The organism is Halobacteriovorax marinus SJ (assembly GCF_000210915.2).
Classification (GTDB): Bacteria; Bdellovibrionota; Bacteriovoracia; order Bacteriovoracales; family Bacteriovoracaceae; genus Halobacteriovorax; species Halobacteriovorax marinus.
On sequence record NC_016620.1, the window covers coordinates 669,225 to 684,064 of the forward strand.

Consider the following 14,840-nt stretch of genomic DNA (forward strand, 5'->3'; position numbering starts at 1 on the left):
ATTTCCAGCCATTGCCAGTAGGACATATCAAGCTTTCAAGTCTCAAACAGAGATGCTTAAGATTATGAATGATCTTATTAAGAAGCTTAGAAAATTGTCTTCTCCTGCGAGAAGGGCGAGGCTTGTACATAAAGAAGTAAATAAGCGAGTGGAGTCTCTATTTAAAGACCCTGCTGTCGCTAAGAACGTTTCTTGTAGGCAGGGCTGTTCAGCTTGCTGTCACACTCAGGTTAGTATCAGTGATGATGAAGCTCAATTACTTAAGAAGCTCATCGATAATGGACATGAAATTGATATTGAAAAGCTTAAGAGACAATCAAAGGCCAGTAAGAATAGTTCTACATGGTATCGATTGAGCTATGAAGAGAGAGCTTGTATTTTCTTAGATGAAAATAAGAGTTGCTCTATCTATGAGCACAGACCTTCTGTATGCAGAACAAATTATGTCGTCGGAGACCCAAGTGATTGTTCAACAGAAGATGGGCTTGAGAAATCTGTAAGATTATTAAATACTCATGAAGCCGACATGGCCCTAATGGCAGGCTTTAGCCAATGTGAAGAAAATGGAGCCATGCCCGATCTACTTTATAGTTTACTTGAAGGTAATAGAGACGTTTTAGATTTAATGTCACCTCAAAAAAACTTGGGTCCTGTTTTCAAAGAATTCTAAAAAAGATATGTTCATCTCATGAATATATGTCCTCTTTGTAATAAAAATGAAGATCAAGTCTTTTTCGCTAATAAGCAGAAGACTTATTTCCAGTGTAAAGAATGTCATTTAGTTTTCGCAGCTGAGTCATGCCTATTAAACTCTGATCAAGAACAAGACGTTTATCGCCTCCACCAAAATAATTCAAATGATGAAAGGTACAAAGAGTTTATGGAAAGAATTCTCTCTCCACTCCGAAGATATATTCGAGAAGGTGAGAGTGGGATTGATTATGGCTGTGGACCAGGACCTGTAATAAGTTCTATTTTAGGACCAGAAGGTTATGAAATAGTTGAGTATGACCCCTTCTTTAAAAATGATGAAGCTCTCTTGGAGCAATGCTATGACTTTCTCATTGCAACGGAAGTTATTGAGCATATTTATCAAACGAGGGAAGGGCTTGAGTCTATGCTCAATTTAGTTAAAGAGGGCGGAGTCATCGCGTTGATGACATCATTTTACCCAAGTGATATAGATAAATTTAAGCTATGGGGATATCATCAAGACCCAACTCACGTCAGGTTCTTCAATGAATCTACATGTGAGTGGATTGCTAGAAAGTACTCTCTTGATTTCGAGATTCCCAGAGAGAATGTTGTTATTTTTAAAAAAGGATTGGGCCATGATTAAAATGTACGGAATACCAAATTGCGATACTGTAAAAAAAGCGAAGAAGTTTTTAGAAGAAGGTGGAGTAGAGTTTAGCTTCGTTGATTTTAAGAAAACTGCTCCGACTGAAAAAGATATTAAGAATTGGAAGAAGAGTTTCGGTGAATGGCCTATTAATAAAAGAGGAACAACGTATAGAAAACTTAAAGACGAATTTGAGTCTGCTTCTGATGCTGAAGTTGTGAAGCTTATTTGTGATAACTCTTCCGTTATTAAAAGACCAATTCTCGAGCAAGATGGAAAGACTCTCTGTCTTGGTTTTGATAAAGAAGTTTTTGGTTCATTAGTATGAATAAAGAGCAGTATCTAGCTAATAAAGAAAAGCAAAGAAAGAAGTTTGAAGAGGTTCAACGAAGAAAGACTTGTCTTAATTGTAGACGCTCCGAGAACTCTTGTCTGTGTTCTGAAATTAAAAGCTTTGATACTGCTACTCGATTTGTTCTTTTGATGCATCCTATGGAAGCTAAGAAAGAAAAAGTGGGAACAGGTCGTTTAACCAAGGCAAGTCTTAAAAATTCACAAGTGATTATGGGAATAGACTTTAGTCACGATAAAGAAGTGAATGAACTTATAAATGATCCCAAAAATATTTGCTATGTCATGTACCCAGGTAAGAACGCTGTAAATATAAGTGAGGAAAAATTCTCTTACGACAAAGAGAAGAGACTTGTTGTTTTTATCATCGATGCAACTTGGCCATGTGCTAAGAAGATGATGAAGCTCTCTAATAATCTCCTAGATCTTCCTAGAGTGTGCTTCACTCCTACAAAGAGATCTCGCTTTGAGATAAAGCATCAACCAATGGAGTACTGTCTCTCTACGATAGAGTCTGTTCACTACTTCTTAGATGATTTGCAAAAACAGGGAATAGAAAATCTCCAGGGTGAACATGAAGGCTTATTAAATACATTGGATGCTCTTGTTCAATATCAGCTTCACTGTGAAAATGATCCCGATCGACAGACCTATAGACGAAACGCTCACACTCCCTATGAGAAGCGTCGTAAGTCTGTGAAATGGAAAACTCGTACTCTTTTTGTGGATTAGAGGCTTAATGGCCCTCATTGCCAACCTTTCTTGCTAGTACAACCTTAGTGGTTTACTAGGCTAACCTACCAAATTTATTGAATATTGGCTGAATATACCCAATTCTTTTAACTCTCAGTTAAAGGTAGAATAAAATAAATACTATATAGAACAAAAGGATGGTTAGTCCCATGAAGACTATATTCTCTTATTTAGCGAAATGTTTTTTAACTTACACACTTACTTTTGCACTATTGCAGGTGCAAGTTTTGATTCCTGTACAAAACCTACAGCACTTAAGTGGAGTGGCCTATGCTGCAAACGATAGAGTTTCTGTAGATGAGGATGGGGTAGCGACAAAGTCGGGAAGTGTTGATTTAAAGAATGAAAAACCAAATGCTCTTCTTGATCACTTGGCCATGATTTCAATGGGCTTTTTTACATTTAAAGCCGTTTCAGCATGTCAGCCTCGTCCAATGGATGTTCTCTTGGCCGCAGCTGGTGGAGCTGTCTATATTGGAGCGGAGCTCTTTTCTTTTAACGCATTTAAAGATTTGAAAGAGAAAGATAAAATTACTTATACATCTAAAGAAAACGGAGAGAATGATACTCAAATTGAGATGCTTGAAGCTCAAAAGAAGGGTTACGATGATATTGCAGAAACTGCAAAGACTAAGGCGATGATTCAAATGGCGGCAGCAGCAGCTTATGGTGCGGCAGCTGTTTTTGCCTTAGTTAAGTCTCAGGAATGGTTTGTTTCTGACTCGACTTGTGGAGTAGGTTGTGCTCAGGCATCTATCCCTGCTCTCGAGGGAGTGAAGAACTTTATGGCCCCATCTAAGGGGAAATCATCAGCACTTTTTAAAGCTTGTACAGCTGTTGAGGCTGAAGCAGCAACAAAGGCTGCTAATCCTGCTACTGCTGCTGCATGTGCTGGAGCAGCAGCGGCATGTGGAACAACAGCGGCTCTATGTGCTACTGAAGTTGCTATTTGTGTTCCTGGAGCGTTCTCTATTTTAGGTGATGCTGGTTCATCAACACCTGATGCTCTAGAGAAATTTGCAAAAGAAGGGATAAAGATTCCAGGAGTTGGACAAACATTAAATGATAATTATATTGCTGAGGTAGTTAAAGAAACAGAACTTAGAAAGTATCAAGATAGATTTGCTATACCTAACTTTATTGAAGAGTCGAGTCCATTCTATGAGTTGAACAATAAATTAGCGTTTGATGAAACTAATTTTGATACACAGATTAATTCATATGCAAGAAATAGAGATATGAGTCGCTACTTCCAAGGTGAACTTGCATCAACTTCGGTGGACTCTTTTAATGAATTTAGAAACTCAATGTTTGAATTAGAGGTAAATTCTAATAACGAATCAACTGCTGAGAGTTTAAAGTTTGCACTTGAGAAAGGTGTCGATTTATTAATTCCTTCAACCCATGCAAGTAGTATGACTCTAATGCTAGGCTCTGCTGTTGCAATCTTTATGGGAATTAATAAGGCCACTTCAACATGGGCCGATACTATGATTGCAACTCCGGGTTATAGATCAATGCTTTGGACAGCGGCTGCGGGACTTTCTATGGTTGCCTTTAAGGGCTCAAAAGACATACAAGAAAGTGCGGAAGAAAACTCAGAAAAAATTCAAGAAATTATCAATAAGTTAAATAATCAGGGACAGAAGAAAGTTGACTCTCTAAGTGGAAGTCAAATCTCTATTCCTTCAAAAATACCTTTTAAGATAAAAGGGAATAAGGCGCTTTCACTAGGGCCTGAAAAAGTTCAGTGTGCTGATAAGTCTGGAACTAGTGGTTGTGGATCTATTAAAAGTGGAATTACAAAAAGTTCTGACTTCGCTAGATTAGGTGGAAGCTTTGGAGCAATCGCAGGTGCCGCAGGGGCAGCTGCCGATGATATTACAGGAAGTGACAATATTTCTTCTGCAGGAGTAGATGGTTTAGTGGAGCTATCTTCAAATCAGCCAGCTGTTGAAAAGAAGCTTAGATCGTTACAGAGAAAATTTAATAAAGTTAGAGAAGAGAGTGGAGCTGCACCAATTGACTTTGATAAGGTTAATAAGAAAATTCTCGCCAAGCTTAGAAAGAATACTCAATCTGTCTTAAACGGATCAGGTCAATCGGCAAGTGATGTTCTAGCTGCTCTTGGTCCAGTAAGTAAAGGCACAGAAGAGAAAGAGAAGAAGGTTGCTAAGGATCAGCCAGCAAACGAGAAATTGAAAATGACAGCCGGAAAGTCAAAGAGAGCGTCTGGTGGGTTTAAGTTAGATCTTGAAAATGAAGGTTCTAATGACGGATTAAATGCTGATGAAGTTCTCGCTAATCAAGAAGCAGCGAATGCTATGAATGGTGAGGCTCAGGATGATATTGTTGCGAATAAAGATGTTTCAATCTTTAAGGTGATTTCAGTTCGCTATCTAAAGTCTGGCTTTAATAAATTACTTGAAGAAGATAAGTAGGAACTGTGAAAATATAAGTTAAGTAGGGAGCCAGTGTTATTCACTGGCTTTTTTTATGTGGAAATATGTCTAGTAGCGAAACGCCAGTTTCGATTTGCATGGGCGGAAATCCTGCCGATATAAAAAATGTAATGGAAAAAAAATGGCGGTCCCGGCATGCGACACAGTCAAAGTGCGTTAGCAATTTGCTGGTCGCTTTACCGTTGTGAAAAGCGAAACGTCAGTTTCGATTTGCATGGGCGGAAATCCTGCCGTTATAAAAAATGTATTGGGAAAAAAATGGCGGTCCCGGCAGGATTCGAACCTGCGACCATTCGCTTAGAAGGCGAATGCTCTATCCAGCTGAGCTACGGAACCGTTTATTTTCATTGGATTGGAGACTTAAATTAAGGTAAAAAGAGGTAGTTGTCAAGATTCTTTAGGTGCTTAAATTATTAAAAATTCAAAGCTTACAGTTTTCCCTGTAAAATGTTCTTAGAGAAAATGAAATTTAATTGAAGAGCGATTATGAAACTAAATAAATTAACCCCTAGAGAACTATCTCAGCTTCAAGCTCATATACGAGGTAAAACTCCATCATTCTATTTTAGCTCTCAAACTTCGACGGTTATTCCCTATGACAGGATTGAAGAGGTATTACAGGAGCAAGGGGTAGAAGAGTTTTCGCTAGTAAATCTCTCGGAGCTTCCTAAATCCATGCATCTAGATGAAGAAAATAGATTGCATGTTATAGGGCCAGTCTGCTGGAAAGAGGCTAAGGCCTTTTGCCACTCTAAGGGGAGAGATATTAAAACATCTCCCACAGAGGAGCTCGCTTCTATCTTAGCGGGGTTTGCAACTTCAGCCACAGGAGAGCGCTGTTTTGGCTTTGGGACACTCAGGGATCAGGTAAGAGAGCTAGAGTATATTAATCATTTAGGGGAGATTTCTAGGTTAAGTGCAGAGTCACTTCTTGCTGCTAATGATGATCTTCTAAAGTATCAAGAAAGCTATGATAAATTTAAGGCCTTTAAAAATGCTCCCTTTCCTAGGTTGGAAAAAGAAACAGATCTCTTAATTGGAACAGAGGGGCAATTGGGGGTTATCACCTCAGCTCTTCTTGAGACCACTCCTCTAGAGGCGAGATCCTATATTTTTATTAAACTTCCGAGGTGGGAAGAGGACTATCAAAGTCATCTTGAAGTCTTTGAGAGAGTTCAAAGTTTTAGAGATCGAATCTATTCTTGTGAATTACTCGATTCAAACTCAATGGATGTTCTACCTCCTGATGAGAGAGTTGTGGATGAGGGAGATATCATTTTCTTAGAGGTTAAAAGCGCCGCTTTTGAAAATGTCTACGAGGACTTAATCAGTAAGTTCACTACTATTTGTGAAGAAGATATCTTTGAAGTTCCAGCGGCTAAGTGCGCAGAGCTGAGAATGAATGTTCCAAGATACACATTTGAGAGAAACTCTCGCATGGGTGTTGTGAAAAAGGGGACAGATATTCAGGTCGAAGCTAAGGACTTTAAAAATCTATTAGATCTTTATAGAAAATTTTCAGGGCTAGGGATAGATTATAATTTATTTGGTCACTTTGGTGATGGGCATTTACATTTCAACTTCCTGCCTGATAAGTCATTAGTAGATACTTGCCAGCAAAAATTAGAGGAACTCTATGACCAAATGAGTGAGTTGAGAGCTTCACCATTTGCTGAGCATGGAATAGGAATTATTAAACAAAAATTTATAAAGAAATTTTTAAATAAAACACATTATAGAATGTTTAAAGTTTTGAAAGAAGAGCATGACCCAGAGAATATTTTCTTTCCAAATGGTTTTTTAAGCTTAAGGGAGTAGCTACGTTGAGAGCTAGAATTTATAAATCAGATAAACGTCAATTTGAATGCAAACTAGAAGAGTCCGGGGAGGTTGTTAAGGCAAACGCTCTTGGGAACCTTTTAAAGAAAGGTGAGACTCTAGTTGTTGGAGATTGGGTTCAATTAGAAAAGATTGAAGAGACTGATGAGTTTCAAATCACTTCCCTTGAAGAAAGGGAGAGTGAGATCTTTAGAATCATTGTCAGGGAGCAGAGAAAGAAAGTTACTGCTGCCAATTGTGATTTATTAATTATCCTAACTTCAGTGTCTAAGCCTAAGTACAAGAGAGGCTTTATTGATCGATTCCTAGCGCGCGCTAGTCAGTGGGGGATTAGACCAATAGTCGTCTTTAATAAGATGGACGAATTTAAAGAAGAGTTTGATATTAAATTTGAAGAGGAGAGGCTAAAGAGCCTTGGCGCAAAGTGCTTTGAAATTTCAGCTCTACAACCAGATTATCAGCCACGCTATTTAGAGCGAGGTTATAGCGAATTAAAAGAAGAAATCTCCAATAGAACCTCTATCTTCTTAGGTCAATCAGGAGTAGGAAAGAGCGCAACAATCAATACTCTCTCAGAGGGAAAGTATCAGCTTAAGACTAATACTATCGCTAGAGTTGGAAAGGGTTCTCACACGACTACATGGTCTGAGATTATCGACCTGGATGGTTTTTGCACCATTGATTCTCCGGGAATCAGATCCTTTTCTCTTGAAGATGTTGACCCTGAGGAGCTACTGAGTCTCTTTCCCGACTTAGAGGAGATCGCTTCTCATTGTAAGTTCTCAAATTGTGAGCACTTGGAAAACTCGAAGGGCTGTGTTTTTTGGTCTAAATATACTCCAGATTCGCCTGAAGGGGAGCTCGTTCATAGCCGTCTCGATTCCTTTCAGAGAATTTATGAAGAGGTTTCGGCCCTTGAATTTTGGCAGAAAAAGTACTGAGATATTATAATATCAGTAGGTTAGAGAGTTCTTCTGACTAATAATTCTTAAGTTCTTGGCCCACCTGACCGATAGGTTCCTTGATGTAAAAATCTTTAGGAGACCTAAATGACCAATAAAGTATTAGATTTTGTTGAAAAGAGAAAAGAGAATGTAGAGCTTAAGAGAAGAAATTTTGAGAGGATTCTCTTTCAAAACTTTCTAGGTGCATACTCTGTTATTGATCAATCTGGAGTGATCTATCCGATTGAGCTTGTGGATATCTCTCACGAAGGTTGCCTCTTTCAGATTCCTTGGGATGCAAATAGAGATACTAAATTCGATAAAGATACTGAAATCAGTATGAGAATGTACTTCACTAATGAAAGCTATATACCTGTAATTGTTAATGTTAAGTACGGTAGAGAGTATATCGGAAGAGATGGGATGACCTACATGCAATATGGGTGTGAGTTTGATCAATCACTACCGTCATTCAATGCTATGAAGAGCTTCATAGAGTTTATGTACTCATTTGCTGAGCACTCAGCAATTGATAAAGGTGATCGCAAGGTTTACTTCAGGTAAGTATCAAAATATCTAGCCCCTTTCAAAGGGGCTTTTCTTTTAAGAATGATTCAATCGTGATAGAAAAAGTCCATGAAAATAGCTATTTTAGGCAGTGGTCCGCTCGGACTAGAAGCCGCTCTTCATTTTGATCAATTAGGTGCTCATGTGAGTTTATTTTCGCGTGGAGAATTGGGCGGAATGGCCAAGAGAGTAAATGCATTTGCCAGTGAGAGTTCTTTGGAAGAGTGTTGGGGGGAAATTACTTCAAAGCACGGAAGAGAGTCTCTAGGACTGAATATAGAGCTTTCTGATATTCCAAGTAACGAAGAGTATTTTGAAAAGTACTTTAGGCCTCTTGTGGAAAAGGGCAGTCAATCGATTATTGTTAAGCCAGGAAATGTTGAAAGAGTTCATAAGAGATTTCTTTCATTAAATGAAGAGGTCCCTGGAAAATCTAGGTTACATGATCTCTTTAGGGTTGTTTATTCTACAGACCCTGAGCACAGTATACTTAATCAAGTAGAATCTAATCCAGAGGTTTTTGAAAAACTTGGAGAGGATGTTTTGAATTCTCTCAATGAGTCAGTCGAGTCTTTTGAAGATTTTGATTTAGTTATTGATGCTAGTGGAATTCACTCTAAAGCAAATCCAATTGGTCCTTCTCAGTCATTTGCGCTGAATGAGGAGAAATTAGCCGCGGAAACAAAGACTTTCTATGGAAGAGAGTGTTTAGAAAATTATAAAGATGCCACTGCAAGCTCTAAGCATATTGTTATTGTAGGGGACGGTCATCTAGCAGCTCTACTTCTTTGTGAGTTGGATATGTGGCTAGAAGAAGATCGTGAGCGAATGGTCTCTCTTGTCACAACTCAAGGACAGCCTTTTAGAGACTTCTTGGCAGAGCAAGAGAATAGTACTCTCGCACTGATGACTTATGAAAATATTCAAAAGTATTTTGAAAAGCTACAGATTGCGAGAAGAAAATTTGAAGAGGATCTCTTTAAGTGGAGAGATCTTGAGCCACATATAAAAGCAAAGACTCCAGCTCCACAAGAGCCTAAGAGTCAGTTAAATTTAATTACCGCCAGCAATGTGACTTCTATAGATCGCCTTCTTGATAGAGAGGGGATTTTTGTGACTTGTGAAACGACAGGCTTTAGAAGCGGGGCCATAGAAAGTGAAGAGCAAATCTCCACCTTTGCTTGCGATAGTATTTTTGTATGTACTGGGCATAAGGGAGGAAGCTCTCTGGCAACGGGGTTGCAAGGAGTAGCGGGAGCATCGGCTGAGGACTATTCTCATAAAGAGCCTGGGTTCTACACTCTAAATGGTTGTCTTGGTGGAAAGAACTCTCTTGCAAATGGGATTAAGAAAATCTCATTAATTGAAAGAGAGATTATGAACTTTTTTAGTAGAGCATAAATTGAAATATATAATTCTAACGATATTATTTTTAGCATCGTCTTGTTCTTCATATACATTGAAAAATTATGAGAGAAGAAACGAGCGCACCTACGAAGACGGTAATGGTGTTATTCAATACTTTTTAGCTGATCTTCCTAATTGGGCAAATTTCTCTTCGGCCGGTAGTTGTCATCGTAACTTTCCAGTTCGCTATCTTAATATAAAGAATTTAAGAGATAGCTTTGCTCTAAGTTATGAAGAGGCCATTCAATTTCAGTTAATGTTCAATGAATACTCTAAAGAAAAAAAAGAAATGGCCAAAGCGAGCTATATTCCTTTTAAAGATGAAGAGAAAATATTCTATACCGTTCTTGATAAGATAAAGGCGGGGATTAGAAATTTTCAAAAGCCTAAGTATAATGTTGTAAATTTAATTTGGATTGACGACGCTCTTTCAAATAAGAAGTCTTTGCAAAAGTTAAAGAAGGTTACTAAGAGTGAGAAGTTTGGAACTGGGCATCCTGTTTTCATTTCTCTTTGTCTCAATAGAGTGGAGCTTAAAGACTACCTGGCGAAGGTTGGAATAAGAGTGCCTGGAGCTAAATTCTTAAGTTATGAGTTATTAAATCCATTCGATCATCAAAATAACTTAGTGGCAGTACCAATAATAGATCTCAATAGAGTATTTAATAAAAACCAAAAAATACAACTTTTCCTACCTAAGGATAGGCCTTTTGAATTCAAGGGGAAGGTTAAGTTAGTCGATTTTTAATTAAGGAGAATGATATGTTCGGTTTTGGTAGCGTAAAAAAATCAGATCACAAAGAAGACCTAGAAAGAGTGAATATTCACTTTCAAACGAATATGGGTGAGTTTGAAGCTGAGCTCTATGCTAAAGAGTGCCCAGAGACAGTGTGGAACTTTGTTAACCTAATTGAGGGAAGACAAGAGACTAAGAAAGAAGGTCCTTATTATGATGGACTAATTTTTCATAGAGTTATTTCAGGTTTCATGATCCAAGGTGGTTGTCCAGATGGTAACGGAATGGGTGGACCAGGATATAAGTTTGAAGATGAGTGTAGAGCAGACCTAAAGCATGACAGTGAAGGTATTTTCTCAATGGCCAACGCTGGTCCAGGGACAAACGGTTCTCAATTCTTTATTACACTTGTTCCAACTCCACACCTTAACGGTAGACATACTGTTTTTGGAAAGATTACTAGCGGAATGGACGTTGTTCATAAAATTGGTAATACAGCAACAGGTGCTATGGATAGACCAGTAGAAGATGTTGTAATGGAAAAAGTAACAGTTAAAAGATAGAAAAAAATGGCCCATTTAAATGGGCCTTTTTTATAACTCGATTCTCTCAATCATGAGTTGAATATATTGATTACCTCTAAAATGATTAACCCCAAGAGTGAAGTAAGCAGTTAGCTCATCACCATTTCTCTCTTGAGCGTTGTAGAGATCTTGAGGGTCTTCAATTCCCCATTTCCCAATGTAGTTAAAGCTAATTCCTTTGAGTTTTGTGCTAGGATCATTTAAAGAACTTAGCGACCATCTAACATGGACGTCTTTTAAGATGTCATAATTATCTAGTCTAAATCCCTTCATTTTAAAAATTGGTTTTTGATTTCCCATTCCAAATGGTTCAAGAAGCTCTAGCTCTTTAAGGAGTCTAGGATTAATTTCTTCAGGACCAATCTCTACATCATAATAGCTCTGTACAGTTCTTTGGATTGCAGGAAGCTTCGCAATCGTTGAGAGCATATTCTCTTTAAATTGAGAAAGGTTTTCGACAGGCATTGAAAGCCCTGCGGCAGCCTTATGACCACCAAACTTTAAAAAGAGGTCTGCATTTTCATTGAGACAATCAAAGAGATTAAGGTCTCCCGCACTTCTTGCAGAGGCCTTTATCACACCCTTCTCTTCGGCATTGGTAAATACTATCGCCGGCACTTTAAAAGTCTCTACTAATTTAGATGCAACAATTCCGATAACTCCCTCATGCCACTCTGGAGAATAGACGATTGAGACAATATGCTCACTTCCATTGAGGTTTTTTAGAACTTGTTCTTTAGCGGAATTGAAAACCTCGGCTTGAATAAACTTTCTTTCATTATTACAAATCTCTAAATGAGAGTAGTACTCAAAAGCTTTCTTATCATCTTCAATTGTAAGTAATTGGAGGGCCTTCTCGGGATGATCTAGTCGTCCCTTTGAATTAATAAGTGGCCCAATATTAAATGATAGCTTTTCTGACGGAACAAATCCTCTCTCTCTTTCTTCAGGAGAGAAGAATGCACGTATTCCTGGATATTCTGTAGATGGAATTTGTTTTAGACCATGTCTTACAATCTTTAAATTTGTAGGGTTTAGTTTTGCCAGGTCACAAATTGTTCCAATGGCCGCAAATTGGAGAAGGGGATAGAGGGATGGAATCTTTCTACCCGCTGCAATTAAATCCTCTCGTATTTGAACAGCAAGAGCAAAACCTACAGTAACTCCTGCAAGAGCTTTTAGTTCAGAGTCTTTAGGCTCGTCTCTTCTATTTGGGTTCACGATAGCAAAGGCATCCGGCATCTCATCTCTAGCATCTTTGTGGTGATCCGTAATAATGAGGTCAATACCAATCTCTTTCGCTCTTGTTGCTGCTTCGTTATTTGTAATACCGCAGTCAACAGTAATGACGACTTTATATCCTTCTTCATGAGCTTTATCGATTGAAGGTGGATGTATTCCATAGCCCTCGATAAATCGACTCGGTTGAATGAGACCAACCTCAATATCAATCATTTTAAAGAAGTGATAAAGAAGGGCACATGAAGTTGTTCCATCTACGTCGTAATCTCCATAAATTGCTATCTTCTCATTATTCTCAATCGCTTGAATAATTCTTGTCGATGCTTTTTGGACATCTTTCATAGAAGTGAGAGAGGGCATGGATTTAAGATCCCAAGAGAGAAACTCTGCAATTTCCTTTGGGCCCATTTCTCTCTTATCAAAGATTCTTTGAATCACTGGATGAAACTTTGGGGTTGTTTGTGGTTTTTGATTTTGTGAATGATGTGTAGTGTGTGTCGTTTGCATAAAGTCATACTAGCATAGGGCTTATAGAATGACTCGTTTTGAGATACGCGTTAAGAGCTTGAGTATTGGTATTATAAAAAAGAAAAGGGCCTCTTTAGGCCCTCATATTTACCAGAGTACGTTGATACCCTTTATTAAATCCTCTTCATGGAGTTCATCTGAGCTTAGAAAGAGGTTCTTAAAGTCAGTTGAATTCTTTGCGTGAACTTTTCCAAAATAGTTTGCTGGTAGGAATGACTTTTTACAGCTTGGGCATTTACTAGCTTCTTTAGCTGTCTCTAATATATGTCCACAGCAGTGGCATTTCTTTATAAGTATTTTTTCAGTTACTTTTCTAGTTATGATATCCGATTTCATTTTCACTCCTCATAAGTACTATTTCGCAACATCTATCCCTGAAGTCTTCAACCTCTTTCCTTAGAGGCGATATATAACTAATCGTGAATAGTTAGGAAATATTTAGAAAAAAGTGGAAAAAAGTGCCGGTATGAATTGGTCAATTTTAGAATAAAAAAGGGGACTGAATTAGTCCCCTTTTGTAAGTGATTAATTATTAGAAGCTATAGTATCCACTTGGGTTTCTTGACGACTCTGGTTGAAACATTTCTCTGATAGAGAAGTCGTTATTAAATCCACCGTATGGCTGCGTCTGTTGGTAGTAGTTATTCGTAATGTACTGTGGTGCCGCATATGGGTCGTACATCTTCATTCCTGTTCCACCAAAGCCATTATTCATCTGAGGAATTTGTTGTCCATACCCAGTAAGTGGATTCGTTAAGTAGTTAGGAGTAAATCCCATTTGACTCTGGTTCATAAAGCTTGAGAACATCTGTGGAATTCTCATGAAGTTTGCCATCATCATTTGTACTACGTAATCAAATTCTTTTTTCTCTTTTTGGAAAGCCTTATTTTCCTTTTCGAGTTTTTCAATTTTAGCAACTCTTTCTTCTTTCTCTTCTTTTAGAGTTTTAATAGCATCTTTTGATTCTTTGATCGCTTTAGTACTATCGTTAATGAGTGCCTGAAGTTCAGTTATCTTATCTGTGTTAACTTTGATCTCTTGCTGTTGGCAAGAAATAGTATTGTCCTTCTCTAGAATAGACTCATCTCTCTTTGTGATTTCTTCATTCTTTTGAGAGATCTCTTCTTCCTTCATTTGGATTTGCTCTTCTTGCATTTCAGAAACAAGAGTAATTTCAGCGATTCTTTGATCTAGCTCTTCTTTAGCCGATTTAAGATCACTATGGTCTTGTTGTAGAGAAACAAGTGAAGTGTCTAATTCAATAATTCTCTCATCTTTTTCACTAATACTTTCATTTAGTTTCGCTATTGATGAGTTCAATTCCTCAACGCTTTTGTTAAGATCATCATTTGCACTAACGGCTTGGGCCAAAGCGATATTCTTTGCATCTACTTGTGCCTTTAGTTCATTAAGAGCAATATTTAAATCATTTGATTTCTTATTCTTTTCTTCAAGATTAGATCTTAGCTTTGCTAATTCTTCTGCACTGGCTTTACCTGAAGCTTCAAGTTGCGAGATCTTCTTCGCTAACTCTTTCTTTGCCTCTTCTGAGCTTAAGAACTCTTTAGCCAGCTTGTTATTTATTTTAGTTAAGCTATCAATAGATTCTTTATGCTTAACTTTTAATCCTTCCATTTTCTTTTCAACGGCAACTTTATCGCTCTTAGCTTTTGCTAATTCATTTTTTAATTTAGAAATCTCAGCAATATTTGAATAGGCTACACCCTTTTCCATTTGGGCCGCTAACTTAGTTTCTATTTCAACTAGTCTCTTTGTTACTTTAATCATGTCACCATTGGCGTTTTTCATTTCTAAAGTAACTTCTTCCATTCTAACTTTTTGCTCTTTAATAAACTTTGCAGATGCATACTCTGCAATGATTGGATTCTCTAAAGAAGCAATTGTTCTAGAGTTAGAGTAGTTAATAGTTTGGTATACTTTTACTGCTCCAAAAGTTGCACTAAACATACTTAAGGCAATGAGTGTTTTTGCTACTGGCTTTTTCATATTATCTCTCCCAGATAAATTGATTAAAAAGTTTTCATTTTTAAATTCAGTTTATTAATTCCAAGAAATGTGCCAAA

General features: G+C 37.7%; 14 protein-coding genes and 1 tRNA gene. 11 read left to right on the plus strand and 4 right to left on the minus strand.

Features of this window, described 5'->3' with window-relative positions; genetic code table 11:
• Window positions 1-64 precede the first annotated feature (64 nt).
• The 5 genes from BMS_RS03150 to BMS_RS03170 all read left to right on the plus strand — a co-directional run bounded on the left by BMS_RS03150 (window position 65) and on the right by BMS_RS03170 (window position 4,887).
• Window positions 65-670 carry a YkgJ family cysteine cluster protein gene (locus tag BMS_RS03150; RefSeq protein ID WP_157868226.1) on the plus strand — a complete coding sequence of 202 codons (606 nt, stop codon included), beginning with the start codon at window positions 65-67 and terminating at the stop codon, window positions 668-670.
• A gap of 18 nt (window positions 671-688) precedes the next feature.
• Window positions 689-1,339, plus strand: a complete 651-nt coding sequence (locus BMS_RS03155) for a class I SAM-dependent methyltransferase (protein ID WP_014243340.1) — start codon at window positions 689-691, stop codon at window positions 1,337-1,339.
• Complete coding sequence (locus BMS_RS03160; protein ID WP_014243341.1) at window positions 1,332-1,670, plus strand: arsenate reductase family protein; 339 nt, start codon at window positions 1,332-1,334, stop codon at window positions 1,668-1,670. The genes BMS_RS03155 and BMS_RS03160 overlap by 8 nt, the downstream gene beginning before the upstream one ends.
• Window positions 1,667-2,425, plus strand: a complete 759-nt coding sequence (locus tag BMS_RS03165) for a tRNA-uridine aminocarboxypropyltransferase (RefSeq protein ID WP_014243342.1) — start codon at window positions 1,667-1,669, stop codon at window positions 2,423-2,425. The genes BMS_RS03160 and BMS_RS03165 overlap by 4 nt, the downstream gene beginning before the upstream one ends.
• 170 nt (window positions 2,426-2,595) lie before the next feature.
• Window positions 2,596-4,887: a hypothetical protein gene (locus BMS_RS03170; protein WP_157868227.1), complete on the plus strand. Its 2,292-nt coding sequence runs from the start codon at window positions 2,596-2,598 to the stop codon at window positions 4,885-4,887.
• A 280-nt stretch (window positions 4,888-5,167) separates the two neighbouring features.
• Here BMS_RS03170 and BMS_RS03175 read toward each other — a convergent pair.
• Window positions 5,168-5,244 (minus strand) — tRNA-Arg (locus BMS_RS03175).
• Window positions 5,245-5,394: 150 nt separating this feature from the next.
• Between BMS_RS03175 and BMS_RS03180 the strand changes: the two genes are divergently transcribed.
• The 6 genes from BMS_RS03180 (at window position 5,395) to BMS_RS03205 (ending at window position 10,964) form a co-directional block, all read left to right on the plus strand.
• Window positions 5,395-6,726, plus strand: coding sequence for an FAD-binding oxidoreductase (locus BMS_RS03180; RefSeq protein WP_014243344.1), 1,332 nt, complete (start codon window positions 5,395-5,397; stop codon window positions 6,724-6,726).
• A gap of 5 nt (window positions 6,727-6,731) precedes the next feature.
• Window positions 6,732-7,688 carry a ribosome small subunit-dependent GTPase A gene (rsgA, locus tag BMS_RS03185; protein WP_014243345.1) on the plus strand — a complete coding sequence of 319 codons (957 nt, stop codon included), beginning with the start codon at window positions 6,732-6,734 and terminating at the stop codon, window positions 7,686-7,688.
• Window positions 7,689-7,796: 108 nt separating this feature from the next.
• The gene (locus BMS_RS03190) at window positions 7,797-8,255 is read left to right on the plus strand and encodes a PilZ domain-containing protein (RefSeq protein WP_014243346.1); all 459 of its coding nucleotides are present in this window, start codon (window positions 7,797-7,799) and stop codon (window positions 8,253-8,255) included.
• Window positions 8,256-8,327: 72 nt separating this feature from the next.
• On the plus strand, window positions 8,328-9,659 hold the full coding sequence (locus BMS_RS03195; RefSeq protein ID WP_014243347.1) for a Rossmann-fold NAD(P)-binding domain-containing protein: 1,332 nt from the start codon (window positions 8,328-8,330) through the stop codon (window positions 9,657-9,659).
• A gap of 1 nt (window position 9,660) precedes the next feature.
• Window positions 9,661-10,413, plus strand: coding sequence for a hypothetical protein (locus BMS_RS03200; protein WP_014243348.1), 753 nt, complete (start codon window positions 9,661-9,663; stop codon window positions 10,411-10,413).
• Window positions 10,414-10,427: 14 nt separating this feature from the next.
• Window positions 10,428-10,964, plus strand: a complete 537-nt coding sequence (locus BMS_RS03205) for a peptidylprolyl isomerase (protein WP_014243349.1) — start codon at window positions 10,428-10,430, stop codon at window positions 10,962-10,964.
• Window positions 10,965-10,994: 30 nt separating this feature from the next.
• Here BMS_RS03205 and recJ read toward each other — a convergent pair whose 3' ends face one another.
• The 3 genes from recJ to BMS_RS03220 all read right to left on the minus strand — a co-directional run bounded on the left by recJ (window position 10,995) and on the right by BMS_RS03220 (window position 14,763).
• The gene (gene recJ, locus BMS_RS03210) at window positions 10,995-12,734 is read right to left on the minus strand and encodes a single-stranded-DNA-specific exonuclease RecJ (protein WP_014243350.1); all 1,740 of its coding nucleotides are present in this window, start codon (window positions 12,732-12,734) and stop codon (window positions 10,995-10,997) included.
• 108 nt (window positions 12,735-12,842) lie between these two features.
• On the minus strand, window positions 12,843-13,091 hold the full coding sequence (locus BMS_RS03215) for a hypothetical protein (protein ID WP_044557236.1): 249 nt from the start codon (window positions 13,089-13,091) through the stop codon (window positions 12,843-12,845).
• A gap of 196 nt (window positions 13,092-13,287) precedes the next feature.
• Window positions 13,288-14,763 (minus strand): coiled-coil domain-containing protein, encoded by a 1,476-nt coding sequence (locus BMS_RS03220; protein ID WP_014243352.1) that lies wholly within the window; start codon window positions 14,761-14,763, stop codon window positions 13,288-13,290.
• Between the last annotated feature and the right edge of the window lie 77 nt (window positions 14,764-14,840).

What these genes read in the sequence shown, in the direction of transcription:
- BMS_RS03150 (WP_157868226.1), top strand. Translation starts at nt 65, where the DNA reads ATGAATGATCTTATTAAGAAGCTTAGAAAATTGTCTTCTCCTGCGAGA.
- BMS_RS03155 (WP_014243340.1), top strand. Translation starts at nt 689, where the DNA reads ATGAATATATGTCCTCTTTGTAATAAAAATGAAGATCAAGTCTTTTTC.
- BMS_RS03160 (WP_014243341.1), top strand. Translation starts at nt 1,332, where the DNA reads ATGATTAAAATGTACGGAATACCAAATTGCGATACTGTAAAAAAAGCG.
- BMS_RS03165 (WP_014243342.1), top strand. Translation starts at nt 1,667, where the DNA reads ATGAATAAAGAGCAGTATCTAGCTAATAAAGAAAAGCAAAGAAAGAAG.
- BMS_RS03170 (WP_157868227.1), top strand. Translation starts at nt 2,596, where the DNA reads ATGAAGACTATATTCTCTTATTTAGCGAAATGTTTTTTAACTTACACA.
- BMS_RS03180 (WP_014243344.1), top strand. Translation starts at nt 5,395, where the DNA reads ATGAAACTAAATAAATTAACCCCTAGAGAACTATCTCAGCTTCAAGCT.
- BMS_RS03190 (WP_014243346.1), top strand. Translation starts at nt 7,797, where the DNA reads ATGACCAATAAAGTATTAGATTTTGTTGAAAAGAGAAAAGAGAATGTA.
- BMS_RS03195 (WP_014243347.1), top strand. Translation starts at nt 8,328, where the DNA reads ATGAAAATAGCTATTTTAGGCAGTGGTCCGCTCGGACTAGAAGCCGCT.
- BMS_RS03205 (WP_014243349.1), top strand. Translation starts at nt 10,428, where the DNA reads ATGTTCGGTTTTGGTAGCGTAAAAAAATCAGATCACAAAGAAGACCTA.
- recJ (WP_014243350.1), bottom strand. Translation starts at nt 12,734, where the DNA reads ATGCAAACGACACACACTACACATCATTCACAAAATCAAAAACCACAA.
- BMS_RS03215 (WP_044557236.1), bottom strand. Translation starts at nt 13,091, where the DNA reads ATGAAATCGGATATCATAACTAGAAAAGTAACTGAAAAAATACTTATA.
- BMS_RS03220 (WP_014243352.1), bottom strand. Translation starts at nt 14,763, where the DNA reads ATGAAAAAGCCAGTAGCAAAAACACTCATTGCCTTAAGTATGTTTAGT.